Genomic DNA, 22,631 nt, shown 5'->3' on the forward strand with positions numbered 1-22,631 from the left:
CCTCCGGCACGGCTAGGATGCCCGCGAGGCTCGGCTGACATATGGAGGAATTGTGGACACGGACGTGCTGCGTCAGGCACCGCTCTTCAGCGCCCTGGACGACGAAGCTGCGTCGGCCCTGCGTGCTTCGATGGCGGAGTCCCGCCTGCGCCGCGGTGAGGTGCTGTTCCACGAGGGCGACTCCGGCGACAAGCTGTACATCGTTCTCGACGGCAAGGTGAAGCTCGGTCGCACGTCGTCCGATGGCCGCGAGAACCTGCTCGCCATCCTCGGCCCCGGTCAGATGTTCGGTGAGCTGTCGCTCTTCGACCCGGGCCCGCGCTCGGCGACCGTCACGACCGTCACCGACGCATCGTTCGCCTCGCTGTCGCACGAGGACCTGCTGCGCTGGCTCGAGGGCCGCCCGCTGGTCGCCTACGGTCTGCTCTCGCAGCTCGCGACCCGCCTGCGCAAGGCCAACGACGTCGTGGCCGACCTCGTCTTCTCCGACGTGCCCGGCCGTGTCGCCAAGGCGCTGCTCGACCTCGCCGACCGCTTCGGCCGCACCGCCGACGACGGCGTCCACGTGCACCACGACCTCACGCAGGAGGAGCTCGCCCAGCTGGTCGGCGCCTCCCGCGAGACGGTCAACAAGGCGCTCGCCGACTTCGCGTCGCGTGGCTGGATCCGCCTCGAGCCCCGCTCCGTCGTCATCATGGACATCGAGCGTCTCTCGCGCCGCGCGCGCTGATCTTGCTTGGCTGACGGCCGTCGACCCCCTGCCGGGTCGGCGGCCGTTTGCGATTTCTTTTCGCGGACTGACCCCCGAGGCGGGCACGCGGTGCGTCTACATGGGGGAGAGGGGGTCCGATGACCGGTCATGAGGGCGGCGAGGGTGCATTCAACGCGTTCGTGCAGGCACGTAGCGCGGCGCTCGGCCGCACGGCGTACCTGTTGACCGGAGACCACCACCTCGCCGAGGACCTGCTGCAGACGGCGCTCCTCCAGGCTGCCCGCCACTGGGGACGGATCCACACCGCCCCCGAGGCCTACGTTCGCCGGATCCTCTACACGCAGAACATCTCCTGGTGGCGTCGACGGAAGTACGCCGAAGTCGGGTTGGGGATGCACGACATCTCCGTTGCGGTGGCTGAGCCAGAGCTGCGGATGACTCTCGAGCAGGCGTTGAGCCTGCTCACCGCGAAGCAGCGGACCGCTCTGGTGCTGCGCTACTTCGAGGACCTGACCGAGGTGCAGGCGGCCGCCGAGCTGGGCGTGAGCCCGGGCACCGTGAAGTCGACGACCCGCCAGGCCCTTGCGCGGCTTCGGGTCCTCGCGCCGGAGCTCGCCGACCTGATCGGAGTGAACTGATGACCGAACGGCTTCGTGAAGAAATGCTGCGGGTCGGCGACACGGCTCCGCCGATCCATGTGCCCGGTGACCTGTGGGCCCTCGGTCGTCGGGCACGCCGTCGGGATCGGCTGGTGTCCGGTGTCGTCGCGCTGTCGGTGATCGGACTGATCCTCGCGGTCTCGATGCTTGGGTGGCTGGGGCTCGGTGGGCGTGGGGACGTGGCGCCCGTGTCGCCTGCTGGTGACGAGGGTGCCGTGCCGTCCACGCTGTACGGCGTCCCGGAGCGGCTCACGTCCAACGAGGAAGCCGGGACGGTCTGGAAGTCCAACGTGGCTGAGGCGGATCTTGCGATTGGTCGGGGGTCCGTGGCTTTTGCCGCCGGCGGCAGCCCATTGCCGGTGGTGGTGACCGCGGCCGACGGGCGCTATCACCCGCTTGTTCTTCCGGGCTGGATCGGCAGCACCATCGCTGGAGCGATGATGAATCCAGCCGTTCCGCTCGCGCTTTCTCCGGATGGTCGCCAGCTTGCCTACGCGTGGGTCGAGTTCTCGGGGCGGCGGTGGAGGGCTCGGGCATCCGCGTGCTCGACCTGGAGCGTGGCCACCTGCGGAGCATCGCGCTCGAGGGTGCGGCCGCACGATCGCTTGGCTGGTCGCCGGACAGTCGGTGGCTGGTGTGGAGCGGCCAGCAGCCGCAGAACTGGACGAAGTCGAGCATCGGCGGACGCAACAAGTCTGCTGGTGGGCGCATTGCGCCGAATGCGACTGTCAGCGAGCCGATTCCGGTGAGGAACGAGTCGAACCAGTCGGTCTCCATCGGATCCTCCGGCGAGGCCATCGTGTTTGGCCAGAGCGGTCGGCTCGAGGCCATCGCGCCGAACGGAATGGCGACGGTCGTCACCGACCTGCAGGGCCGCAGCCCCACTGGCACGGGTGTCGTCAGCCCGCGTGGCACACAGGTGGCACTGGGCACGTTCGAGCAGGGGAGCAGCGCTTCCTTCCTGCGTCCGCCTCGGCCCGGAGTCGTTCCTGAGGTCACGGAGCGGGAGCTCGCCAAGGATCTCGACCTCTACCCGGGCGGAGCCGCGGTGCAGCCGCTCGGTTGGCTCGATGACCAGTTGGTGCTCGTCGAGGTGACCCCTGCCAACAATGACGACCCGTCATACGGACGGCGACACCTCGTCGTGATGACTGCCCCGAACGTCCCGGAGGAGGACTGGACCTACCGTGTCATGACGCGCTTCGCCGACGATGCAGGGCAAACGTCGTCGGTCTCTGTCGCGGTCGACCTGATGACCCTCGAGCACCCGACCGCCGACTTCCCTCCGCCCGATTGGCCGTGGAGCGACGAGCGCAAGGCCCTCGTCATCGGTCTCTCCGTCGCCGGGCTTCTCGGATGCCTGCTGCTCGCGCGGCGCGTGCGGCGCCGGCGGCGCGGCGTACTTCGCTGACGATCTGAAGGCGCTTGCAGTCAGCTGAACACGGCGAGGACGTCGTCAGGTACGCCGTCGAGGTCGCGCGCGACGTCGACGAGTGCGTCGCGGGTGTCGCTGTCGAAGTGCTCGATGGCACGGCGGATCCCGTCCCACTGACCAACGCGGGCGGCGGTGGTGACGACACCCGCGAGCCGGTCGGGCGGGAGCATGGTGAGGATCGCGGCGATGCGGCGTGGGTCTTCGATGACCAGTCCGGTGCGCACCAGCGCCTCGTCGCTCAGCACCGGGATCACGCGAGCGATCTGGTCGTCGTCGAGGACGCCGACGAAGTCCGCCATGGCGATGTACTCGCCGCGCTCGCCGAGGATCTTGCCCGCGTCGACCAGCAGCTGCGTCGGCAGCTTCTCGAGGATTGCCGTGACCCGGCGGGGGTCCAGGTGCGGAGCGAGGTCAGCCAGGTAGGTCACCGGGACGCGGCGGGCCATGTCGATGGCCTTGTCGGTGCCGAGTACGCCGGCCACGCGGGCGGCGAGGGACGGCGGGAACGCCTTCACCGCGATCTTCGAGGAGACCGAGCCGGGGACCATGCTGTTGGCCTTCGCGATCGCCTCCAGGACGTTGCGGTCGGCGTCGAAGAGCCGGTCGGTGACCTGGTCGCGCAGCGACCGCAGCGTCTCCAGGTCGTGGTGCGCGATGAATGCCAGGTGCGCCTCGCTCACGCGGAGCAGCGCAGCCAGGCGGGCGATCTCGGCACGTGTCTCGAGCTTGCTCACAGGCCAAAAACCTTCCGCACGGGACCACGCAGGGGACGCGGGATGTGGTCGAGCGCGCCGAGGAGCGATGCCTCGAGCTCCTTGCCCTGGGTCTCGCGGGCGCTGCGGATCAGGTCCGCGAGCTGCTGCAGCTCCTCGGGGGGCAGGTCGAGTCCTGCCGGTGGTTCAGCGCGCAGCTGCTTCTGCAGGGCCTCGCGTCCGCTCATCGTTCCTCCTGGGACATGACGTCACAGAAAGAACGTCGGGTTGCCGCGGTGGTTACGCCTCCAGGGTGGAGGCGCTCCTCACAGGCGGCACTCTCCCGCGAGGAGAGAGGGCGGTGGTCGCAATTACTACGCTTGCGTAGTAATCTCCCGAGCGGCACCAGATCAATGTCGACTCCGGGAGGCTTCATGCAGGAAAGATTCGCGATCCGTCGCGCACACGGGCTGGCATCGACTGAACGACCGGATCCGATGGGGCGCGCGATTGCCGCGCTGACCGCGGTTGCCGGAGCCTCCGCCCTGGACCGCCTCCATCTCCGGAAGCCGACCGAGCGCGCGCTGTTCCTGGGCACCCGGGCCGGCTTCCAGGCCATCGGAGCAACGACGAGCCAGGCAGCCCGGCTGCGGCCCCGCCGTGCGTCGTCCGGCCAGGGGAAGCCCGGTGGCAAGAGCGGGCTCTTCGACCTCACGCCGACGACTGACGAGCAGCTCCTGGTGGACGCCGCGACGGAGGTTGCTGACGGGTTCTTCCGCACCGACGCCGCCGCGTCCGACCGTGCGCGCAAGGCGACGGACCTGGCTCTGAAGAGTGCGGCAGCCGTCACGGGCGCCGTGACCCTTCGTGCCGGCCAGCCCGCCGACGTACGCACTCCGATGGCGGCAACCCTCGTGACCGAGGCCCTGGCCCGGGGCGACATGGGCCTTGCCGTCGCCGCGCTGGCCACGCCGGCCGTTGCCACGGCCGTCGCGCGCTGGGGCACCGTGGGGCAACAGCGCCTCCACCTCGGGCGCCTGACAGGTCACGAGCCCGTCGCCGCTGCGCTGGTGATTGCCGAGCCGCGCCCGTTGTTCGATGCCACGGAGCTGCAGACGACGGCAACCCGGCAGGGCAAGCGGTTCGTCCTCGACGGCGAGAAGTGCGGAGTGGTGCGCGGCGCCGAGGTGGAGGTCTTCCTCGTCGCGGCGATGCTGGACGGCGCACCCCGACTCTTCCTCGTCGACGCCGACACCGATGGTGTCGAGACGATCGACGACCCACTGATGGGCCTGCGGGCTGCGGCCACGTCGCGCTTGGTCCTGAACGGGGTCGCCGTCGACGGGACCGCTCTGCTGGGCAGCGCCGAGGACTACCTCGAGTGCCTGACCCTCTCCCGGCTGGCCTGGTGCGCGCTCGCCGTGGGCACCGGACGGGCCGCGCTCGACCACTCGATCGAGTTCGCGAACGCCGAGCGTGACGGCGGTGAGCCGCTGAGTCACCACCAGGGCTATGCGTTCCTCGTGTCGAGGATGGCGATGGAGCTCGAGGGGATGCGCCTGGTCACCTACAAGGCTGCCTCGCGAGCGACCGCTGGCCTCAGCTTCACACGCGAGGTCGGACTCGCCCGTCGGCTCTGCGTCGAGGCAGGCATGACGATCGGCAGCGATGCCGTCCAGTTGCTCGGAGACAGTGCGCTCACCGGCGACTACCCCGTCGAGCGATGGTTCCGCGACCTGCGGGCCGTCGGTGCCATGGAAGGTGCGGTGCTGGTGTGATCAGACTCGAGGCTCCCCGGAAGTTCGACCCGCTGGTCAACCAGGCGCACCAGGTCGCGATGAACCTGTTGCGGCCGATCTCGCGGAAGTACGACCTCCGCGAGCACGACTACCCCGTCGAGCTGGACATGCTCGCGTCGATGATCGACGGCCTGACCAGCTCCGGCCAGGGGGAAGGTGCCGGTGCTGCCGGCGTACGCCGCGGAGGCGACGACCGCGACAAGGACGTCAACAAGAACGGCTCCAACATGTCCTCCGCGCTGTCGGTCATGGAGATGTGCTGGGGCGACGCGGGTCTGATGCTGACCATGCCGCGGCAGGGTCTCGGCAACTCGGCCATTGCCTCGGTCGCCACCGACGAGCAGCTGGAGAAGTTCCGCGGCGCCTGGGCGGCCATGGCGATCACCGAGCCGGACACCGGCTCGGACACCGCGAGCATCCGCACGACCGCCACGCTCGACGGTGACTCCTACGTCATCAACGGGCAGAAGATCTTCGTGACCTGTGGCGATCGGGCCGACGTCGTGGTCGTCTGGGCGACCCTGGACCGCGCGCTCGGGCGTGCCGCGATCAAGTCGTTCGTGGTCCCGAAGGACTCGCCCGGTCTGACCCTGATCCGGCTCGAGAAGAAGCTCGGTGTCCGCGTCTCCGACACCGCCGTCCTGCAGTTCGACGACGTGCGGGTTCCGGCGGAGAACCTGCTGGGATCCCCGGAGGTCAACGTCGAGCAGGGCTTCGCCGGCGTGATGGCCACGTTCGACAACACCCGCCCACTCGTCGGCGCGATGTCGTGCGGTATCGCCCGGGCCGCGCTTGAATACACCCGCGATCTGCTGGCCGAGCAGGGGATCGTGGTCGACTACGTGAAGTCGCCGTGGTCCCAGCACGCGGCTGCGGCGACCCTGCTCCGGCTCGAAGCGGACTACGAGGCGTCGTACCTGCTCGTGCTCGAGTCGGCCTGGATGGCCGACAACCGTCGTCCCAACTCGCTCGAGGCCTCGATGGCCAAGGCGAAGGCCGGCACGACGGTCACCGAGACCACGCAGAAGTGTGTCGAGCTCTGCACCAGCCTTGGCTACTCCGAGACGGAGCTGCTCGAGAAGTGGGCGCGCGACTCGAAGATCTTCGACATCTTCGAGGGCACCCAGCAGATCCAGCAGCTGATCATGGCGCGTCGACTGCTGGGCAAGACCTCGTCCGAGCTTCGCTGATCGTCGACACGGCGCAACTTCGACGCCGACACGGCGCGACTTCCGGCGTTCCGCCGAAGTTGCGCCGTGTCGACACCAAGGTCGAGCCGCGTCGGCGTCAACATCGCGACGTGTCGACTCCAAGGTTGCGCCGTGTCGACGTGTTTGGGTCAGTCCTCGGTGGAGGTCTTCGCTCCGGCGGCGATCAGGTCCATGACATTGCTGTCGGCGAGCGTCGTCGTGTCGCCGACGACGCGGTTCTCGGCGACGTCCTTGAGCAGGCGGCGCATGATCTTGCCCGACCGGGTCTTCGGGAGCTCGGGCACGAGCATGATCGAGCGCGGCTTGGCGATCGCGCCGATCTCCTTGGCGACGTGGTTGCGCAGCTCGGCGACCAGCTCCTCGCCCTGCGTTGCCTCAGCGAGCGCGCCCTCGCGGAGGATCACGTAGGCCACGATCGCCTGGCCGGTGGTCTCGTCCGCGGCACCGACGACCGCAGCCTCAGCGACACGGGGGTGCGACACGAGGGCCGACTCGATCTCGGTGGTGGAGAGGCGGTGGCCGGAGATGTTCATGACGTCGTCGACGCGGCCGAGCAGCCAGATGGCGCCGTCCTCGTCCTTCTTGGCACCGTCGCCCGCGAAGTAGTAGCCCTGTTCCTTGAACCGCGACCAGTAGGTGTCGACGAAGCGCTCGTCGTCGCCCATGAGCGTGCGCAGCATCGAGGGCCACGGCTCGGTGAGCACGAGGTAGCCGCCAGATCCGTTGGGCACCGGGACTCCGGCCTCGTCGACGACATCGGCACCGACGCCCGGGAGGGCGGTCATGGCGGAGCCGGGCTTGCCAGCGGTGACGCCGGGGAGCGGGCTGATCATCATCATGCCGGTCTCGGTCTGCCACCAGGTGTCGACGATCGGGCAGCGGTCGCCGCCGATGACGTCGCGGTACCACATGTAGGCCTCGGGGTTGATCGGCTCACCGACCGATCCGAGCAGCCGCAGGCTCGAGAGATCGAAACCGTCCGGGATGGAGCGGCCCCACTTCATGAAGGTCCGGATCGCGGTCGGCGCGGTGTAGAAGAGCGTCACCTTGTACTTCTCGATGATCTCCCACCAGCGACCCTTGTGCGGGCTGTCCGGCGTGCCCTCGTAGAGCACCTGCGTCACGCCATTGGCCAGCGGGCCGTAGACGATGTAGGAGTGCCCGGTGATCCAGCCGACGTCGGCGGTGCACCAGTAGACGTCGGTCTCCGGCTTGAGGTCGAAGACCGCGTGGTGCGTGTACGCCGTGCCGACGAGGTAGCCGCCGGTGGTGTGCAGGATCCCCTTGGGCTTGCCCGTGGTGCCGGAGGAGTACATGACGAAGAGCGGGTGTTCGGCGTCGAACGCCTTCGCCTCGTGGATCTCGGAGGACTCGTCCACGACTTCGTGCCACCACACGTCGATGTCGCCGTTCCAAGCGACATCCTGGCCCGTGCGACGTACGACGAGGACGTTCTCGACGATCGCGGTGTTGTCGTTGTCGATCTTGACCAGTGCCTCGTCGACAGCCGGCTTGAGCGCCGAGGGGGCGCCGCGGCGGTAGCCACCGTCGGCGGTGATGACGAGCTTGGCGTTGCAGTCGGCGATGCGCGAGGCGAGGGCATCTGCGGAGAAGCCGCCGAAGACGACCGTGTGGGTGGCGCCGACGCGGGCGCAGGCCAGCATCGCGATGACGGCCTCGGGGATCATCGGCAGGTAGATCGCGACCCGGTCGCCGGGCTCGATGCCGAGCTCCTCGAGCGCGTTGGCCGCGCGGGAGACCTCGTCCTTGAGCTGGGCGTAGGTGATGTCGCGGGTGTCGCCGGGCTCGCCGACGAAGTGCAGCGCGACCTGGTCACCGCGGCCGGCCTCGACGTGGCGGTCGACGCAGTTGTGGGCGATGTTGAGCTTGCCGCCGACGAACCACTTCGCGAATGGGGCGTTGGACCAGTCCAGCACCTGGGTGAACGGCTCGGCCCAGTCGAGGCGGCCGGCCTGCTCGGCCCAGAACGCCAGGCGGTCGGCGTCGGCTGCGGCGTACGCGTCAGCCTTGACGTTCGCAGCCGCAGCAAGCTCGGCCGGCGGCTCGAAGCTCCGGGTCTCGGTCGACAGGTTGGACAGGGTTTCCTCGGACATCGTCGCTCCCGCGGTCATCGTCACTACTTTCCGGCCATTCATCAGCCTAGGGGGTGCTCGTGGTGGGGGTCACACCTGCTCGGGGTGCCCACGATGGAGAGCCGGGGGCTGCGACCACGTTGCGATCGCAGCCCCCGGTCCGGGTCAGTGCTGGACTGCGCTCTCGGCGCCGGCGCCGGTCAGAGCGCGGACCTCGAGCTCGGTGTAGCGCTCCAGGGCATCCGGCTCCTTCGACGTCACGCTGCCGAGCCAGCCGAGGAAGAAGCCCAGCGGGATCGAGACGATGCCGGGGTTCTCCAGGGGGAACCAGGAGATGTCGATGCTCGTCGGGAGCAGGGACAGGTTCTTGCCCGTTGCGTCAACGCCCTTGCCGGAGACGACCGGCGAGAAGACCACCAGTCCCACCGCGGAGATCAGGCCGCCGTAGATGCTCCACACCGCGCCGCGGGTGTTGAAGCGCCGCCAGAACATGTTGTAGATGATCGCCGGCAGGTTGGCGCTCGCCGCGATGGCGAAGGCCAGGGCCACGAGGAACGCGATGTTCAGCTTCTGGGCCGGGATGGCCAGCAGGATCGCGACCATGCCGATGCCCGCCGCGGCGTACCTGCTGACGCGCAGCTCCTCCTTCTCCGTCGCCTGACCCTTGCGCCAGACCGAGTTGTAGAGGTCATGCGCGACCGAGACGCTGGAGGTCAGCGTCAGGCCGGCAACCACCGCGAGGATCGTCGCAAAGGCGACCGCCGCGATGAGGGCCAGCAGGATCGCGCCACCGGTCGAGCCGGCGCCACCGCCGACCTCCTCGGCCAGCAGCGGGGAGGCGAGGTTGCCGCCCGAGGCGACGACCTTCTGCATGGCGTCACCCTTCAGCAGGGCCGCGGCGCCGAAGCCGAGGACCAGCGTGAACAGGTAGAAGGTGCCGATCAGGCCGATCGCCCAGAGCACCGACTTGCGGGCGTCCCGCGCGGTCGGCGTCGTGTAGAAGCGGACCAGGATGTGCGGGAGGCCGGCAGTGCCGAGGACGAGCGCGATGCCGAGCGACAGGAAGTCGATCTTGGACAGCGTGCTGCCGCCGTACTTCAGGCCGGGGTCGAGGAAGGCGCCGCCCTTGCCGCTGTTCTGCGCGGCGGTGCCGAGGAGCTCGGAGAGGTTGAAGCTGAACTGCGCGAGCACGAGCACGACGATCAGCGCGGAGCCGGTCATCAGCAGCACGGCCTTGACGATCTGGACCCAAGTGGTGCCCTTCATGCCGCCGACGGTGACGTAGAAGATCATCAGCGCGCCGACCCCGACGATGGTCAGGTTCTTCACCGCGCCCGAGTCGACGCCGAGGAGCAGCGTCACGAGGGCGCCGGCGCCGACCATCTGGGCGAGCAGGTAGAAGATCGAGACGACGACGGTCGAGGTCGCTGCGGCGGTGCGCACGGGACGCTGCTTCATCCGGTAGGCCAGCTGGTCGGCCATCGTGTAGCGGCCGGAGTTGCGGAGCACCTCGGCCACCAGCAGCAGCGCGACGAGCCAGGCGACGAGGAACCCGATCGAGTAGAGGAAGCCGTCGTAGCCGTAGAGCGCGATGGCTCCGGAGATGCCGAGGAACGACGCGGCCGACATGTAGTCGCCGCCGATCGCAAGGCCGTTCTGGAAACCGGAGAAGTTGCGTCCTCCGGCGTAGTGGTCGGCGGCACCGGATGAGGTGCGGCTGGCGCGGATGGTGATGCCGATTGTCAGTGCGACGACGGACAGGAAGAGGCCGGTCGTCAGGAGCTGGTTGCCGTCCATGTCAGCGACGTCCTTCCTCGTAGCGCGCGTTCAGCTCGCGGGCGAGCGGGTCGAGCTTGGCGTTGGAGTAGCGGGCGTAGATCCAGGCCAGCCCGAACGTGGTCAGGAACTGGAGGAGGCCGAAGACGAGTGCGACGTTGATGTTGCCGACGACCTTGGTCGACATGAAGTCGCCGCCCCAGTTCGAGAGGACGACGTAGAGCAGGTACCAGGCGAGGAAGGCGATGGTCGCCGGGAAGACGAATCCGCGGTAGCGACGACGGAGCTCGGTGAACTCCGGCGCCTCGTGGAGGCGGTCGTAGACCGGGTCGTGCCGTTCCGCCTGGTCGTGGAGGGTTGTGCTCATGACGGGCCTTTCGCGAGCAGGAGTGTGACTGCCGTCACTGTTGCTTCGTCGGCTGCCGGGACGGGAGAGGTGCGAGCGAACCGTGCGCCCGACGGGGACCGTCGTGCGCCGAGCGGTCGGAAATCGCCGACGAACGGTCAGCCGGCGACCGCTCCCCGGGGGTCAGCCGCGGTCGAGCTCGACAGCTTCGGGTGTGTGCAGCCGGACCATGAACCGCCGCACGTGTGAAGGCACCGTGGCCGACGTCGCCCGGGAGACGGCGACCATCGTCAGGCAGGCCGCCGGGACGCTCCAGGCAGCCGGCTGGCCGAGCAGGGCGTCGACCCAGCCGCCGTACGCCGGGTCGGCCAGGGTCCACACGACGCTGGTCGCCGAGCCGACCCCGCCGACCAGCAGGCCTGCGATGGCGCCGGCCGGAGTCAGCCCGCGCCACCAGATGCCGAGCAGCAGCAGGGGCGCGAAGGTGGAGGCGGAGACCGCGAAGGCGAGGCCCACCACGCGGGCCACGGGCACGTCGGGAGCGAGCAGGGCAGCGCTCGCCGGGACCACGACGGCAACCACAGCGCCCAGCCGGAACGCCGTGACCTGGCGCCGGTCCGGGGTGCTGTGCAACCGCTCCGGAAGCCGGCTTGCGAGGCGGCCGGTGACGTCCTGGCTCAGCACTCCGGCCACCGCGATCGACAGTCCCGACGACGTCGAGAGGAAGGCCGCGAAGGCGCCAGCGGTCACCAGGCCGGTGAGCAGGTCACCGCCGAGCCCGGGCAGCATCAGCGAGGGCAGCTCGAGGACGAGGGTGTCTCCGGTGCCGCCGTGGGACAGGGCGTCGCCGTAGACGCGTCCCAGCGCGGCGTACACGGGCGGGAGGACGTAGAAGAGCCCGAGCAGGCCGAGCACGATGAGCGTCGTACGCCGAGCGGCGCGGCCGTCGGGGTTCGTGTAGAACCGCACGACGACGTGGGGCAGGCCCATCGTGCCGAGGAAGGTGGCGATGATCAGCGACCAGGTCGTGTAGAGGCCGACCGTGCCGCCGTCGGCGATCGGCAGGGACCAGTTGCCGGTCGACTCGGACGCAGGGCCGGGGCGTCCGTCGCTCCACCACACGGCGACGAGAACCGCGGCGGGGAGCAGCAGGGCGGTGAGCTTGAGCCAGTACTGGAACGCCTGGACGAACGTGATCGAGCGCATGCCGCCCGAGCCGACGTTGACCAGGACGACGGCTGCGACCACGACGGGTCCCACCCACGACGGGGCGCCGGTGGTCGCGGCGAGCGTCACGCCCGCACCCTGGAACTGCGGCAGCAGGTAGAGCCACCCGATGCCGACCACCATCACGGAGCAGAGGCCGCGCACGCGGCGCGACCCGGTGCGGGCCTCGGCGAAGTCCGGCAGCGTGTAGGCCCCGGAGCGGCGCAGGGGCGCGGCGACGAGCACCAGCAGCACGAGGTAGCCGGCGGTCCAGCCGACGGGGTACCAGAGCATCTCCGCACCGAACACGAGCACGAGCCCGGCGACGCCGAGGAACGACGCGGCCGAGAGGTACTCGCCGCCGATGGCGCTGGCGTTCAGTGCCGGCCGGACCGTCCTGGACGCCACGTAGAAGTCGCTGGTGGTGCGCGCGAAGCGCAGCCCCCACGTGCCGATCGCCAGCGTGGCAAGGGTGACCAGGGCGACCGCGACGATGCCGAACGCCGAGTTCACGACTCGTTCGCCCCACTGACCAGCGCCGCGAAGTCCCGCTCGTTGCGCTCTGCCCGACGCACGTAGACCACGCCGAGCGTCAGCAGGAACGGGTGCACCAGGACCCCGAGCACCAGCCACGGCAGGGGTACGCCGAGCACCCCGACGTCGGCGAGGCCGGGCCAGAGGTGGAAGACCAGCGGGAGGCTGCCGAGAGTGCCGAAGAGCACCACGAGCACGAGGATCGCGAGGCGCGCCTGCTCGCGCAGCAACGAGGCCAGGTAGATCTCGCCGACCGGTGTCGCTGCGTCGATCTCGCGCGTGCGGGCGATCGGTGGCCGACCGGCGACGCGGCGCGGGCCGGTGACCCGGACGCGCTGGGGTGGCGCGGGGTGTGCCGGCGGGCCAGTGTGGCCGGGGTGGCCGGGCTCGTCGCCGGTGCTGCTCACGGGCGGTTCCGCCGGGTGAGCAGGTCGCGGAGCTGGCGGGTGTGGCGGCGGCTCACCTGGAGCGGGACGCCGTCGACCAGGACCGTGCAGCGGCCCTCGTCCATGCGGACCTCGGAGACGTGGGCCAGGTTGACCAGCAGCGAGCGGTGGATCCGCACGAAGCCGGCCGGGCCCCACTGCTCCTCGAGCGCGGCGAGCGGCGTGCGGACCAGGTGGCTGTCGCGCCCGCGGTCGGGGCCGGTGTGCAGCCGGGCGTAGTCGCCCTGCGCCTCGACGTAGCGGACGTCCGCCCGCCGCACGAACCGGGTGACGCCGCCGCGCTCCACGGGGATCTGGTCATCGGTGTCGGGCCCGGGGCGTACGCCGCCCTCGACCAGGCGGCGTACGGCCTCGGCGAGACGCTCTTCGCGGACCGGCTTGAGGACGTAGTCGACCGCGCGGAGGTCGAAGGCGTTGATGGCGTGCTCCTCGTGGGCGGTCACGAAGACGATCGGCGGGGGCTCCTTGAACCGTGAGAGCACCTGCGCGAGGTCGAGCCCGGTCAGGCCGGGCATCTGGATGTCGAGGAACACCGCGTCGATGCCGCCCTCGTGGAGGATGCGCAACGCCTCGGTGGCGGAGTCGGTCGTGCGGACGCCGTCGACCCGGGGGTCGCGCTCGAGCAGCCACGCCAGCTCATCGAGAGCCGGGCGCTCATCGTCGACGACAAGAACCTTCACCGCGCCACCCCTTTCAATCCGCGCACTTTCATCCGGGCACCTTCATCTGCGCCTGCACGCCGGGAGCGAACTTGGGCACGCGGACGATCACCTTCGTGCCAGCCCCCGGGGCGGTCTCCACCACGAGCCCGTAGTCGTCACCGAACGTCGAGCGCAGGCGCGCGTCGACGTTGCCGAGGCCGACGGCATCGAGGTCGGTGTCGCCAGCCAGGGCGCGGCGGACGCGCTCGGGGTCCTCGCCGGCACCGTTGTCCTCGACCTCGATCACGCATTCCTGGTCGAGGTCGCGGGCCACGATGCTGACCAGGCCGGGGCCACTGCCGTCCGCACGCGCCTCGAGCCCGTGCTGCACGGCGTTCTCGACGAGGGGCTGCAGGCACAGGAACGGCACGGCCACGGGGAGGACCTCGGGTGCGATCCGGAGCGTGACCTGCAGGCCGTCGCCGAAGCGGGCCTGTTCGAGCAGGAGGTAGCGCTCCACGGAACGGAGCTCCTCCGCCAGCGTCGTGTAGTCACCGTGCCGCCGGAACGAGTAACGGGTGAAGTCCGCGAACTCGAGCAGCAGCTCCCGTGCCCGGTCGGGATCGGTGCGGACGAAGCTCGCGATCGCGTTGAGCGAGTTGTAGACGAAGTGCGGGCTGATCTGGGCGCGCAGTGCCCGCAGCTCGGCCTCGGCCAGCCGGGTGCGCGACGTCGTGAGCTCCGCCAGGTCGAGCTGGCCGGAGACCCAGCTGCTCACCTCCTCCGTGGCGCGGACGAGAGCCGCGGAGGCGTGGTCGGCGAAGACCTGGAGCGTGCCGACGATGCGGTCGTCGACCACCAGCGGGCTCACGATCGCGTGGCGGACCGGGCAGCCCGGGCGCGTGCACGCGAGCTCGGACCGGTCGGCCACCCCGGTCATGCCCTGCTCGACCGCGCTCGCAGCGAGTGCTCCGGCCTGGTCGTGGTGGTGGTCACCCGCGCCGTCCCAGGCCAGCACGCTGGTGGTGTCGGTGAGGGCGAGCGCGGGGACTCCGAGCAGGGCGCGCAGGTGCCGCGCGCTGCGTTGGGCGCTCGCTGCCGTCAGCCCCTCCCGCAGCGACGGCGCGGCGAGCCCTGCGGTGTGCAGGGTGTGGAACGTCGCCCGGTCTGCCTCCCCGCCGAGGCGGGTACGCCGGGTGCGTCGGCCTCGCTGCCACCACGTCACGGCGCCAGCCTAGGGCGCTGTGGCGCCCGTCACTCGAGTTGAGTGCGCGGACAGGTGGCGAGGACAGCCACCTGCGCACTCGATTCGCGGGTGAGCTGTCAGCGGAAGTCGATCAGCAGGTCGCCGTCGTCGTGCCCATCGGCGGGTCCGTCACCGGGTCCGTCGGCGGGCTGCTCGTCGGTGGAGGCCGGGTCGGTTTCCTCGCCCTCGGCACCTTCCCGGGTCGGGACCGACCAGGGGTTCTCGACGACGGAGCTCCTGAAGCAGTGGGCGATCGACGGCAGCTGCATGCCGTCGCGGCCGCGTCCGTAGTCGGCGTACAGGGCGCGGACCTCGGCGAGCACCCGCTCCTGGGCGTGCGGGTCCAGGCTCGCGACGGCGGGCTCGGCGAGGGTGATGTCGCAGAGGTCGGGCTCGTCGACCGTGGACCAGTGCCGGAACTGCGCGTCCTCGACGAAGCCGAACTGCACCGACCGGACGAGCGACTCGGGCACCTCGACGGGTGCGGTGCCACGGTTGAGCAGCCGGCTGAACTTGCGCACCCACGGGATCTTCACGTCGTGCGTCTCGATGACGAGCGCGAGGTGGCCACCGGGTCGGAGCACGCGGGCGAACTCCGCGAGCGCCACGTCCTCGTCGTACAGGCTGAAGCGGCGGCAGACGACGACGTCGACCGACGAGTCGAGGTTGGGGAGGCGCTCGGCCGTGGCCGTCGACGTCCGCACCCCGGGGAGACGCTCGTTCAGCTTCTCGATCGCGTCCGCGGACGGGTCCGTCGCATGTACGTCGTGGCCCAGGGCCACCAGCTGCGCGGTCAGGCCACCGGCGCCGGCGCCGATCTCCAGCACGGACTTCTGGTCCGGGCCGACCAGCCACTCGACCGCCACTGCGGGATACGTCGTCTCGTCCATCACGGCGAGGCTACTAGTGTTCCCCTCCGTGACCGTGGATCCGCTCGCCAGTCTCAACACCCTCGAGGGTGTGCCGTCGGCCTTTGCCTCGTCGCGTGACGGTGTCGACGCGCTCCTGCGCGACCGCGGACTGCGCAAGACCGCGCCCGAGCGCACGGTGGAGTCGCTGCTCCGTGGCGCCTGGGCGTCGGCCGTGCTCGAGGGCTCCCGCTCGACGATGGACGAGGTGCGTGCCGGCACGGGTGACGAGATCGCACAGGCGTCGGTCCGCGTCTCGACCGAGCTGCTCTCGCTGGTGCCCACCTTGAAGCGGGCCCCGCTGCAGGCGTTCGCGCGACTCCACGCGCTGGCTGCTGCCGGGTCGTTGTCGGCAGCGGAGCTCGGGCGTCCGCGTTCGGCCGAGGCTGCTGCCGGGTTGCAACAGCTCGCCGGCACGCTGCTCGCTCCCACGACCGCTCCCGCGATGCTGGTCGCGGCGATCGTGCATGCCGACCTGGCGACCTCTGCGCCGTTCGCCTCGCACAACGGGATCGTGGCTCGCGCGGCCGAGAGGCTCGTGCTCGTGGCGCGCGGCGTCGACGAGAAGTCGCTGCTGGTGCCCGAGGAGGGACACCGGTTCTTCCGCGACGAGTACGAGTCCAACCTGCGCGCCTACGCCAACGCTCCGGGTGTCTCGGGTGTCCACGCCTGGCTGCTCTACGCCGCCGAGGCCTACTCCAAGGGCGCTGAGGCGTCTCCCGTTCGCCGCTGACCTCGCCCGGACATGCGAGCGGCACCGGTCTCGTTGAGGTGCCGGTGCCGCCGCTGACACGTGATCCACAATGGTTACCAAGCGTGCATTGTCAATTGCTGCCTCGGACCCAGTGTCCGATGGATCAGCGCCCTGTTAAGAAGGGTGAGTCGCCGCGTGGGTGCCACGTTCACGTGCGGTCTGGAGTTGTGACTCCATGTGTACGCCGCATTCCGGCGCAACTCAAGGCTTGACCTTCCGGGCGGGGAGGCGCATGCTTCCGACCCCGTTTCCCGGGGCCGTGCGCGCGCTCAGACGGCGTGGTTGCGGCGGCGGTAGCTGACCACGATGGCGCCACCGACGGCGACAACTCCGCCCACTGCCAGGGCCGCCAGGGTCGGCTTCGTGGCCGGCAGCTTCATCCGGCTCTGCAGGGCGACGGGCTTGGTGAAGACCAGCACGGGCCAGCCCTCCTTGGCCGCCAGCTTGCGCAGGTCCTTGTCCGGGTTGACCGCGTAGGCGTGGCCGACGGCCTTCAGCATCGGCGCGTCGGTGATCGAGTCGCTGTAGGCGTAGCAGTGGTCGAGGTCGTAGCCGCGCTGCTCAGCGAGCTCGCGGACCGCCGACGCCTTGTTCTCGGCGTACGCGTAGTAGTCGATCTCGCCGGTGTACTTGCCGTCGGCAACCGCCAGCTGGGTGGCGACGACGTGGTCGGCGCCGAGCATCGCACCGATCGGCTCGACGACCTCCGTGCCCGACGTCGACACGATGATCACGTCGCGTCCGGCGAGGTGGTGCTCCTCGATCAGGGAGACGGCCTCGTCGTAGACCATCGGGTCGACGATGTTGTGCAGGGTGTCCGCGACGATCTCCTTGACGGTGGCGACCGGCCAACCCGTCACGAGCTCGGACATGAAGGAGCGCAGCTTCTCCATCTGGTCGTGGTCCGCGCCGCCGACCAGGTAGACGAACTGGGCGTAGGCACCACGGAGCATCACACGGCGCGAGATCAGACCGCCGGCCTGGAACTGGCGGTTGAAGGCGAGCGCACTCGACTTGGCGATGATCGTCTTGTCGAGGTCGAAGAAGGCGGCCGTGCGGCGCACCGGGGAGGACATGTTTCCGAGTCTAGGGTCGCGTTCCTCGCTGTGTGGACATTTGTCCAGTCACCTCGCGTTGTTCACCTGATCGACCGATAACCGGGCTTGCCTGCGGCCGAGGCGATCCGGAGTTCTGGCCACTATCCGTGCACAGGCTGGTGCCTGGGCACGCAATCCACCGTCGGTACGCCGCGCGGCCCACGCCGGCGCCAGCCGGATCAGGCTCGTGCCATGGACGCTTCGATGACCCCGACACCTCCGTTGCCGGCCCTGATCGTCACCCGTGACGAGCGGTTGCTCGACGAGCTGCTCCGGCTCGCGGCCGCCGCCGGGGCTGTCCCTGAAGTCGCGTCCGACGCGGGAGGGTCGCTCCGGTCGTGGAGGGTCGCGCCTCTGGTCCTCGTCGGCACCGATCTCGCGCCCGACCTGGTCAGGCTCGGTCCGCCACCCCGCGCCGGGGTGCATCTGGTCGGGTGGGCCGGCATCGCTGACGAGGCGTTCCGGCACGCGGTGGCGCTCGGAGCCGAGCAGGTCAGTGAGCTGCCGGGGTCGGATGCCTGGCTCCTGGAGCTGCTGGCCGAGTCCGTCGACGGACCGACCGCGCCGGCGCTCACGGTCGGAGTGCTCGGGGGCTCCGGCGGCGCGGGGGCGACGACGTTCGCCTGCGCGCTCGGGCTGGTGGCGGCTGCGTCCGGTCCTGCCTGCCTCCTCGACACCGATCCCTGCGGGCCCGGGGTCGACCGCGTGCTTGGCTTCGACCGCCTGGACGGCGCGCGCTGGGAGGCGCTCGAGCAGACCACGGGGCGGGTGGGTGCCCGCTCGTTGCGGGAGACGTTGCCCCGCCGACACGGTCTCGGGGTCCTCACCTGGGCGGCCGGGCCACGGTCCGCCCCGCAACCCTTCGCCGTGCGGGAGGCGCTCGCGGCGGCGGGGCGTGGCCACCCCACGGTTGTCGTCGACCTGGCCAGGTCCGGTCCCGTGACCGAGGACGCCGTGGGCCGGCTCGGACATGTCCTGGTGGTCGTCCGCCCGACGCTGCCCGGTCTTGCGGCGGCGTCGCGACAGGTCGCGACACTTCGTGACTCCACATCCGTCGGGCTCGTGGTCCGGGGTGACCGCGTCGACGACCGGGCAGTGAGCCGGGTTGTGCGCGCGCCGGTCATCGCCACCATGCCGGATCAGCGCGGCCTCGACGAAGCGATCGATCTCGGACGGGGCCCGCTGTGGACCCGCCGCAGCATGCTGTCGCGCACGGCGACGTCGGTGCTCCGCGACCTGCGGACGGCGTGATGGACGGCGTCGCCGGTGGCGAGCAGAGCGGCCGGGGCCAGGTGCCGCTGGACCTTCTCGACGAGGTGCGGGGGCGGCTGGCCCACTCGGGCACCTCCGGTTCGCCGCACGAGGTCGCTGTCGCCCTCCGCGCTGCTGGCCGACCGGTCGGAGACGCGATGGTGCTGGCGGTCCATGAGGCGCTCCGTGCCGAGTCGGTCGGGGCCGGTCCCCTCGAGGCGGTCATCGCGTTGCCCGGCGTCACCGATGTCCTGGTCAACGGCCCCGCCGAGGTCTGGTTCGACCGGGGCGCCGGGCTCGAGCGGGCCGAGGTCCGTTTCGCCGATGAGGCCGCAGTGCGACGGCTTGCGCAGCGGTTGGCGGCGGGAGGTGGCAGGCGGCTCGACGACGCCGCGCCTTGTGTCGACGTCCGGCTTCCCGACGGGATCCGCTGCCATGCGGTGCTCGCTCCGATCGCGCGGCCCGGCACCGTGATCTCGCTCCGTGTGCCGCATCGGCTCGGCCTCACGCTCGACGACCTCGCAGATCGCGACACCCTTGCCCCCGGTGCACTACGGCTCGTTCGCCGGTTGCTCGCTGCCCGGGTGGCGTTCCTGATCAGCGGCGGCACCGGGTCCGGCAAGACGACCCTGCTGGGCGCGATGCTGGCCGCCGCCCCCTCGTCGGAGCGGCTCGTCATCGTCGAGGACGCCGCCGAGCTGGCGCCCGCTCACCCTCATCTGGTGAGCCTCGAGGCACGTCCGGCCAACATCGAAGGAGTCGGCGAGGTCCCACTCCGCGCGCTCGTCCGTCAGGCCCTGCGCATGCGTCCTGACCGACTCGTCGTCGGAGAGGTGCGTGGCGGCGAAGTCGTTGATCTGCTTGCAGCCCTCAACACCGGACACGAGGGCGGCTGCGGCACCCTGCACGCCAACTCGGCCGCGGATGTCCCGGCGCGCGTCGAGGCACTCGCTCTCGCCGCCGGTCTGGACCGAGCGGCCGTCCACAGCCAGTTCGCCTCCGCGATCGGAGCAGTGCTCCACCTCGTGCGGGACGGGCCGGTCCGACGGCTCGCAGAGATCGGGGTCCCGGTCCGCGATGTCGGCGGACTGGTGCGGGTTGAGCAGGCTGTGCGGTTCGCCGCCGATGGGTCCGCGCAGGCCGGCCCTGGTGCGGACCTCCTCGCGGAGCGCCTCGGATGACGGTCCACGTGGCAGCTGTGCTCGCGGCGGGCCTGGCCGGCAGTGCGGCAGCCCTCGCCATCGCTCCCCGTGGCACGGGCGCTCCGCTTCTCGGCGCCGATGAGCGACTCTGGCTGGCGCGTGGCTGGCCCGCTCTCCTCGTCGTGCTGCTGGCCGGAGGGTGGTGGCTCTCGCGATCGACTGATCCGGGCTTGCCGCTGCGGCTGGTGGGACCGGGCGCCGTCCTGGTCGCCGCGAGCGGCGGCGTGCTGGCCCTGCGCCAGGCGGGTGTCCGGAGGTCGGCGCGGCACGACACGGCCGCGCGGGTGCTGGAGGCGTGTGACGAGATCGCCGGGGAGCTGTCGGCAGGTGTCGCGCCCGGTCAGGCGCTCGAGCGCGCGGCTGTGCGCTGGCCCGCTCTCTCCCCCGTGGCCTCCGCGCAGCGGTTCGGCGGGTCGGTGCCCCATGCGCTGCGAGCGCTCTCCGGCCGGCCGGGGGCTGGCGATCTCGCGCTCATTGCTGCTGCGTGGCAGCTCACGGAGCGGTCGGGTGGCGGTCTTGCCGAAGCCCTGGCATCCGTCGCCGAGGGGCTGCGCCAGCAGCAGCGCACTCGGCGTGTGGTTGCGGCCGAGCTGTCGTCAGCGCGGGCCACGGCGCGCCTGATCGCTGTGCTGCCCGCGTTGACGCTGGCCACCGGATCCGGGGTCGGGAGTCCGCTCGGATTCCTGTTCGGGACGCCGGCCGGGCTGCTCTGCCTCGCCGGCGGACTCTGCCTCGGGTTCCTCGGACTGGGGTGGATCGAGCGCATCGCCGCTGCCCTGGAGCAGGAGACGTGATGGACGTGTGGGCCGCGATCGCGGTGGCCAGCGCGACAGGCGGCGCGGCGCTCCTGGTGCGGCCGCGGTTGCGGATCCCCGCGGCTGCGCCCGCTGTGGTTGGCGTGCGGACGCCCGACAGCGGTCTGCTGCGGCGCGGGCGAGCGCTGTGGGCGGCCCTCGCCGGCTGCGCTGGCTGGCTGTTCCTGCCCGGCGCCCTGGGTGGCCTGGCGGCGATCGTCCTGGCCTACGCCGTGTGGACAGTGGCCGCGCGTGCCGAGCCACCCGGCGCCCGTCGTCGGCGTGAGGAGGTCCGGCGGGGACTTCCGCATGTCACGCGCCTCCTCGCGATTGCGCTGGCCGGGGGCCAGGCGGTGCCCGCCGCGCTCGCGCAGGTTGCTGCCGCACTGCCCGGTCCGGCTTCCGAGGACCTGGCAGCCGCCCGCTCGCGCCTGGCCATCGGCGTGCCTTCCCAGCGGGTGTGGGCGGAGCTGTCGTCGGTGCCCGGCCTCGAGGCGCTCGGTCGGGTGTTCGCGCGCGCCGAGGTCAGCGGTGCGCAGGTTGCCGACGTGGTCTCCCGCCTGGCCGATGAGCTGGCCGCGGAGGCGCGGGCCGGTGTGGAGGACCGGGCCCGCTCGGTCGGCATCAAGGCAGCGGTGCCGCTCGGTCTGTGCCTGTTGCCGGCGTTCCTGTTGCTCGGGATCGTGCCGGTCGTTGCCGCAGCCGTCACCGCGCTGCGTTGGTAGGCGTCCGGTTTCTCTCCACAGCGCACGGCCCTGGGCAGTCGTGCACAGCCGGGTCCCGGATGACTCCGCCGCACGCCCGATCCGCCGAGGCTGGACGTGTGGTCGCGAGAGGCGCGACCCGAGCGAAGGAGACGTCATGGAGCGCACGCGGGACGAGCAGGGCATCACCACAGCGGAGTACGCCGTGGGCACGGCAGCAGGCGCGGGGCTGGCCGGGCTGCTCTATCAGCTGCTGACGGGCGGCTTCGGCGACGAGTTGCTGCGCACGCTGTTCGAGCACGTGCTCGGGCTGCTGGGCATCGGCTGACGAGTCGGTCATGAGGCCGGTCATGAGGAGGGATGAGCGCGGCGCGGTCACCGCCGAGATCGCTCTCGCGCTCCCTGTGCTCGCAGCCGTCCTGCTGGCGATGGTGTGGTTGCTGACCCTCGGGCTGGCCCAGATGCGGGTCACCGATGCTGCGCGCGAGGCGGCGCGCGCAGCGGCGCGGGGCGACGGGACCGCCCGTGCCGAGCAGCTGGCGCGCACGGCTGCGCCGGGAGCGCGGGTCGAGGTGGTCACCGAAGGCGGCGTGGTCAAGGTCCGGGTGAGCACCGTCCAGCGCCCACCCGGCGGGCTCCTCGGCCATCTGGGTGAGGCCACGTTGAGCGCCGAGGCGGAGGGCCTGGTCGAAGGCGTGAGCGGGGGTGCCGACCCATGACGGGGACCAGGTCCCGACGCGACGATGACGGAGCGGCCAGTGTCCTGGTGGTCGCGCTCACCGGACTCCTGGTCCTGATCGGCATGGCGTCCGCGTTCCTGGTCGCCACCGTCGCGGCGCACCGCCGGGTGCAGTCAGCTGCCGACCTGGCTGCGTTGGCCGGTGCCACGACCGCTCAGCCCGGCCGTGCGGTGAGCTCGCTTCCCGGGGACGTGATCGCCGGAGATCCGTGTGAGGCGGCCGCCCGGATCGCGGCCGGCAACGGTGCGCGGCTCACGAGCTGTCGGGTCCTGGCATCCGACGTCCTGGTGACGACCGTGCTCGACGGCCCGCGCTTCCTCGGCCAGAGCTGGCAGCTGAGGGGACAGGCCCGCGCCGGTCCGGGTGGTTCGGGGTGACGGAGGTG

Annotated in this window: 25 protein-coding genes; 14 read left to right on the top strand and 11 right to left on the bottom strand. The window is 70.9% G+C overall.

From position 1 onward, the window contains the following. Positions 1-52 precede the first annotated feature (52 nt). The 4 genes from D4739_RS07225 (at position 53) to D4739_RS07235 (ending at position 2,782) form a co-directional block, all read left to right on the top strand. Complete coding sequence (locus tag D4739_RS07225; protein ID WP_120059931.1) at positions 53-730, top strand: Crp/Fnr family transcriptional regulator; 678 nt, start codon at positions 53-55, stop codon at positions 728-730. 119 nt (positions 731-849) lie between these two features. Beyond that, entirely contained in the window at positions 850-1,350 is a 501-nt protein-coding gene (locus tag D4739_RS07230) for a SigE family RNA polymerase sigma factor (protein WP_120059932.1), read from the top strand. Next, positions 1,350-2,120, top strand: coding sequence for a hypothetical protein (locus D4739_RS16845; RefSeq protein ID WP_182920340.1), 771 nt, complete (start codon positions 1,350-1,352; stop codon positions 2,118-2,120). The genes D4739_RS07230 and D4739_RS16845 overlap by 1 nt, the downstream gene beginning before the upstream one ends. After that, positions 2,117-2,782 (top strand): hypothetical protein, encoded by a 666-nt coding sequence (locus D4739_RS07235; protein ID WP_182920341.1) that lies wholly within the window; start codon positions 2,117-2,119, stop codon positions 2,780-2,782. Before D4739_RS16845 ends, D4739_RS07235 begins: the two co-directional genes overlap by 4 nt. A 20-nt stretch (positions 2,783-2,802) precedes the next feature. Here D4739_RS07235 and D4739_RS07240 read toward each other — a convergent pair whose 3' ends face one another. After that, the gene (locus tag D4739_RS07240; protein ID WP_120059934.1) at positions 2,803-3,540 is read right to left on the bottom strand and encodes a hypothetical protein; all 738 of its coding nucleotides are present in this window, start codon (positions 3,538-3,540) and stop codon (positions 2,803-2,805) included. Then, on the bottom strand, positions 3,537-3,746 hold the full coding sequence (locus tag D4739_RS07245; protein WP_120059935.1) for a hypothetical protein: 210 nt from the start codon (positions 3,744-3,746) through the stop codon (positions 3,537-3,539). The genes D4739_RS07240 and D4739_RS07245 overlap by 4 nt, the downstream gene beginning before the upstream one ends. A 249-nt stretch (positions 3,747-3,995) precedes the next feature. Here D4739_RS07245 and D4739_RS07250 point away from each other — a divergent pair, with 249 nt between their 5' ends. Both D4739_RS07250 and D4739_RS07255 read left to right on the top strand, forming a co-directional pair. Further along, positions 3,996-5,276 carry an acyl-CoA dehydrogenase family protein gene (locus D4739_RS07250; protein ID WP_238473555.1) on the top strand — a complete coding sequence of 427 codons (1,281 nt, stop codon included), beginning with the start codon at positions 3,996-3,998 and terminating at the stop codon, positions 5,274-5,276. Continuing rightward, complete coding sequence (locus D4739_RS07255) at positions 5,273-6,487, top strand: acyl-CoA dehydrogenase family protein (RefSeq protein WP_120059937.1); 1,215 nt, start codon at positions 5,273-5,275, stop codon at positions 6,485-6,487. Before D4739_RS07250 ends, D4739_RS07255 begins: the two co-directional genes overlap by 4 nt. A gap of 149 nt (positions 6,488-6,636) precedes the next feature. On the opposite strand, the gene acs is transcribed toward D4739_RS07255, so the two are convergent. The 8 genes from acs to D4739_RS07295 all read right to left on the bottom strand — a co-directional run bounded on the left by acs (position 6,637) and on the right by D4739_RS07295 (position 15,686). Then, the gene (gene acs / locus D4739_RS07260) at positions 6,637-8,622 is read right to left on the bottom strand and encodes an acetate--CoA ligase (RefSeq protein WP_120061780.1); all 1,986 of its coding nucleotides are present in this window, start codon (positions 8,620-8,622) and stop codon (positions 6,637-6,639) included. 144 nt (positions 8,623-8,766) lie between these two features. Beyond that, entirely contained in the window at positions 8,767-10,398 is a 1,632-nt protein-coding gene (locus D4739_RS07265) for a solute symporter family protein (protein ID WP_120059938.1), read from the bottom strand. Between the two features lies 1 nt (position 10,399). Continuing rightward, the gene (locus D4739_RS07270) at positions 10,400-10,744 is read right to left on the bottom strand and encodes a DUF485 domain-containing protein (protein WP_120059939.1); all 345 of its coding nucleotides are present in this window, start codon (positions 10,742-10,744) and stop codon (positions 10,400-10,402) included. Positions 10,745-10,906: 162 nt separating this feature from the next. After that, complete coding sequence (locus tag D4739_RS07275) at positions 10,907-12,442, bottom strand: sodium/solute symporter (RefSeq protein ID WP_120059940.1); 1,536 nt, start codon at positions 12,440-12,442, stop codon at positions 10,907-10,909. Then, the gene (locus D4739_RS07280) at positions 12,439-12,870 is read right to left on the bottom strand and encodes a DUF485 domain-containing protein (protein ID WP_120059941.1); all 432 of its coding nucleotides are present in this window, start codon (positions 12,868-12,870) and stop codon (positions 12,439-12,441) included. Before D4739_RS07280 ends, D4739_RS07275 begins: the two co-directional genes overlap by 4 nt. Beyond that, complete coding sequence (locus D4739_RS07285; protein ID WP_238473556.1) at positions 12,867-13,589, bottom strand: LytR/AlgR family response regulator transcription factor; 723 nt, start codon at positions 13,587-13,589, stop codon at positions 12,867-12,869. Before D4739_RS07285 ends, D4739_RS07280 begins: the two co-directional genes overlap by 4 nt. Before the next feature lie 28 nt (positions 13,590-13,617). Continuing rightward, positions 13,618-14,775, bottom strand: a complete 1,158-nt coding sequence (locus tag D4739_RS07290; RefSeq protein WP_120059943.1) for a sensor histidine kinase — start codon at positions 14,773-14,775, stop codon at positions 13,618-13,620. Between the two features lie 98 nt (positions 14,776-14,873). Next, complete coding sequence (locus D4739_RS07295; RefSeq protein WP_120059944.1) at positions 14,874-15,686, bottom strand: class I SAM-dependent methyltransferase; 813 nt, start codon at positions 15,684-15,686, stop codon at positions 14,874-14,876. A gap of 28 nt (positions 15,687-15,714) precedes the next feature. Between D4739_RS07295 and D4739_RS07300 the strand changes: the two genes are divergently transcribed. Then, the gene (locus tag D4739_RS07300; protein WP_120061781.1) at positions 15,715-16,437 is read left to right on the top strand and encodes a Fic family protein; all 723 of its coding nucleotides are present in this window, start codon (positions 15,715-15,717) and stop codon (positions 16,435-16,437) included. Positions 16,438-16,727: 290 nt separating this feature from the next. Here the strand turns inward: D4739_RS07300 and D4739_RS07305 are convergent, their stop codons facing one another. Then, the gene (locus D4739_RS07305; RefSeq protein ID WP_120059945.1) at positions 16,728-17,534 is read right to left on the bottom strand and encodes an HAD family hydrolase; all 807 of its coding nucleotides are present in this window, start codon (positions 17,532-17,534) and stop codon (positions 16,728-16,730) included. A 213-nt stretch (positions 17,535-17,747) separates the two neighbouring features. Here D4739_RS07305 and ssd point away from each other — a divergent pair, with 213 nt between their 5' ends. The 7 genes from ssd (at position 17,748) to D4739_RS07340 (ending at position 22,623) form a co-directional block, all read left to right on the top strand. Continuing rightward, positions 17,748-18,806 carry a septum site-determining protein Ssd gene (ssd, locus tag D4739_RS07310; protein ID WP_238473557.1) on the top strand — a complete coding sequence of 353 codons (1,059 nt, stop codon included), beginning with the start codon at positions 17,748-17,750 and terminating at the stop codon, positions 18,804-18,806. Further along, positions 18,806-19,987 carry a TadA family conjugal transfer-associated ATPase gene (locus tag D4739_RS07315; RefSeq protein WP_120061783.1) on the top strand — a complete coding sequence of 394 codons (1,182 nt, stop codon included), beginning with the start codon at positions 18,806-18,808 and terminating at the stop codon, positions 19,985-19,987. The genes ssd and D4739_RS07315 overlap by 1 nt, the downstream gene beginning before the upstream one ends. Further along, positions 19,984-20,802 (top strand): type II secretion system F family protein, encoded by an 819-nt coding sequence (locus D4739_RS07320; RefSeq protein WP_120059946.1) that lies wholly within the window; start codon positions 19,984-19,986, stop codon positions 20,800-20,802. Before D4739_RS07315 ends, D4739_RS07320 begins: the two co-directional genes overlap by 4 nt. Beyond that, positions 20,802-21,527, top strand: coding sequence for a type II secretion system F family protein (locus tag D4739_RS07325; RefSeq protein ID WP_120059947.1), 726 nt, complete (start codon positions 20,802-20,804; stop codon positions 21,525-21,527). Before D4739_RS07320 ends, D4739_RS07325 begins: the two co-directional genes overlap by 1 nt. A 136-nt stretch (positions 21,528-21,663) precedes the next feature. Beyond that, a complete protein-coding gene (locus tag D4739_RS07330) occupies positions 21,664-21,834 on the top strand; it encodes a DUF4244 domain-containing protein (RefSeq protein ID WP_120059948.1) in 171 nt (56 codons plus the stop codon). A gap of 22 nt (positions 21,835-21,856) precedes the next feature. After that, complete coding sequence (locus D4739_RS07335) at positions 21,857-22,225, top strand: TadE family type IV pilus minor pilin (RefSeq protein WP_238473558.1); 369 nt, start codon at positions 21,857-21,859, stop codon at positions 22,223-22,225. Beyond that, on the top strand, positions 22,222-22,623 hold the full coding sequence (locus D4739_RS07340; RefSeq protein ID WP_120059950.1) for an Rv3654c family TadE-like protein: 402 nt from the start codon (positions 22,222-22,224) through the stop codon (positions 22,621-22,623). Before D4739_RS07335 ends, D4739_RS07340 begins: the two co-directional genes overlap by 4 nt. The last annotated feature ends 8 nt before the right edge of the window (positions 22,624-22,631 follow it).

Source organism: Nocardioides cavernaquae (genome assembly GCF_003600895.1).
Classification (GTDB): Bacteria; Actinomycetota; Actinomycetes; order Propionibacteriales; family Nocardioidaceae; genus Nocardioides; species Nocardioides cavernaquae.

What these genes read in the sequence shown, in the direction of transcription:
- D4739_RS07230 (WP_120059932.1), top strand. Translation starts at nt 850, where the DNA reads ATGACCGGTCATGAGGGCGGCGAGGGTGCATTCAACGCGTTCGTGCAG.
- D4739_RS16845 (WP_182920340.1), top strand. Translation starts at nt 1,350, where the DNA reads ATGACCGAACGGCTTCGTGAAGAAATGCTGCGGGTCGGCGACACGGCT.
- D4739_RS07245 (WP_120059935.1), bottom strand. Translation starts at nt 3,746, where the DNA reads ATGAGCGGACGCGAGGCCCTGCAGAAGCAGCTGCGCGCTGAACCACCG.
- D4739_RS07250 (WP_238473555.1), top strand. Translation starts at nt 3,996, where the DNA reads ATGGGGCGCGCGATTGCCGCGCTGACCGCGGTTGCCGGAGCCTCCGCC.
- acs (WP_120061780.1), bottom strand. Translation starts at nt 8,622, where the DNA reads ATGTCCGAGGAAACCCTGTCCAACCTGTCGACCGAGACCCGGAGCTTC.
- D4739_RS07265 (WP_120059938.1), bottom strand. Translation starts at nt 10,398, where the DNA reads ATGGACGGCAACCAGCTCCTGACGACCGGCCTCTTCCTGTCCGTCGTC.
- D4739_RS07270 (WP_120059939.1), bottom strand. Translation starts at nt 10,744, where the DNA reads ATGAGCACAACCCTCCACGACCAGGCGGAACGGCACGACCCGGTCTAC.
- D4739_RS07295 (WP_120059944.1), bottom strand. Translation starts at nt 15,686, where the DNA reads ATGGACGAGACGACGTATCCCGCAGTGGCGGTCGAGTGGCTGGTCGGC.
- D4739_RS07305 (WP_120059945.1), bottom strand. Translation starts at nt 17,534, where the DNA reads ATGTCCTCCCCGGTGCGCCGCACGGCCGCCTTCTTCGACCTCGACAAG.
- ssd (WP_238473557.1), top strand. Translation starts at nt 17,748, where the DNA reads ATGGACGCTTCGATGACCCCGACACCTCCGTTGCCGGCCCTGATCGTC.
- D4739_RS07315 (WP_120061783.1), top strand. Translation starts at nt 18,806, where the DNA reads ATGGACGGCGTCGCCGGTGGCGAGCAGAGCGGCCGGGGCCAGGTGCCG.
- D4739_RS07320 (WP_120059946.1), top strand. Translation starts at nt 19,984, where the DNA reads ATGACGGTCCACGTGGCAGCTGTGCTCGCGGCGGGCCTGGCCGGCAGT.
- D4739_RS07325 (WP_120059947.1), top strand. Translation starts at nt 20,802, where the DNA reads ATGGACGTGTGGGCCGCGATCGCGGTGGCCAGCGCGACAGGCGGCGCG.
- D4739_RS07330 (WP_120059948.1), top strand. Translation starts at nt 21,664, where the DNA reads ATGGAGCGCACGCGGGACGAGCAGGGCATCACCACAGCGGAGTACGCC.
- D4739_RS07335 (WP_238473558.1), top strand. Translation starts at nt 21,857, where the DNA reads ATGAGGAGGGATGAGCGCGGCGCGGTCACCGCCGAGATCGCTCTCGCG.
- D4739_RS07340 (WP_120059950.1), top strand. Translation starts at nt 22,222, where the DNA reads ATGACGGGGACCAGGTCCCGACGCGACGATGACGGAGCGGCCAGTGTC.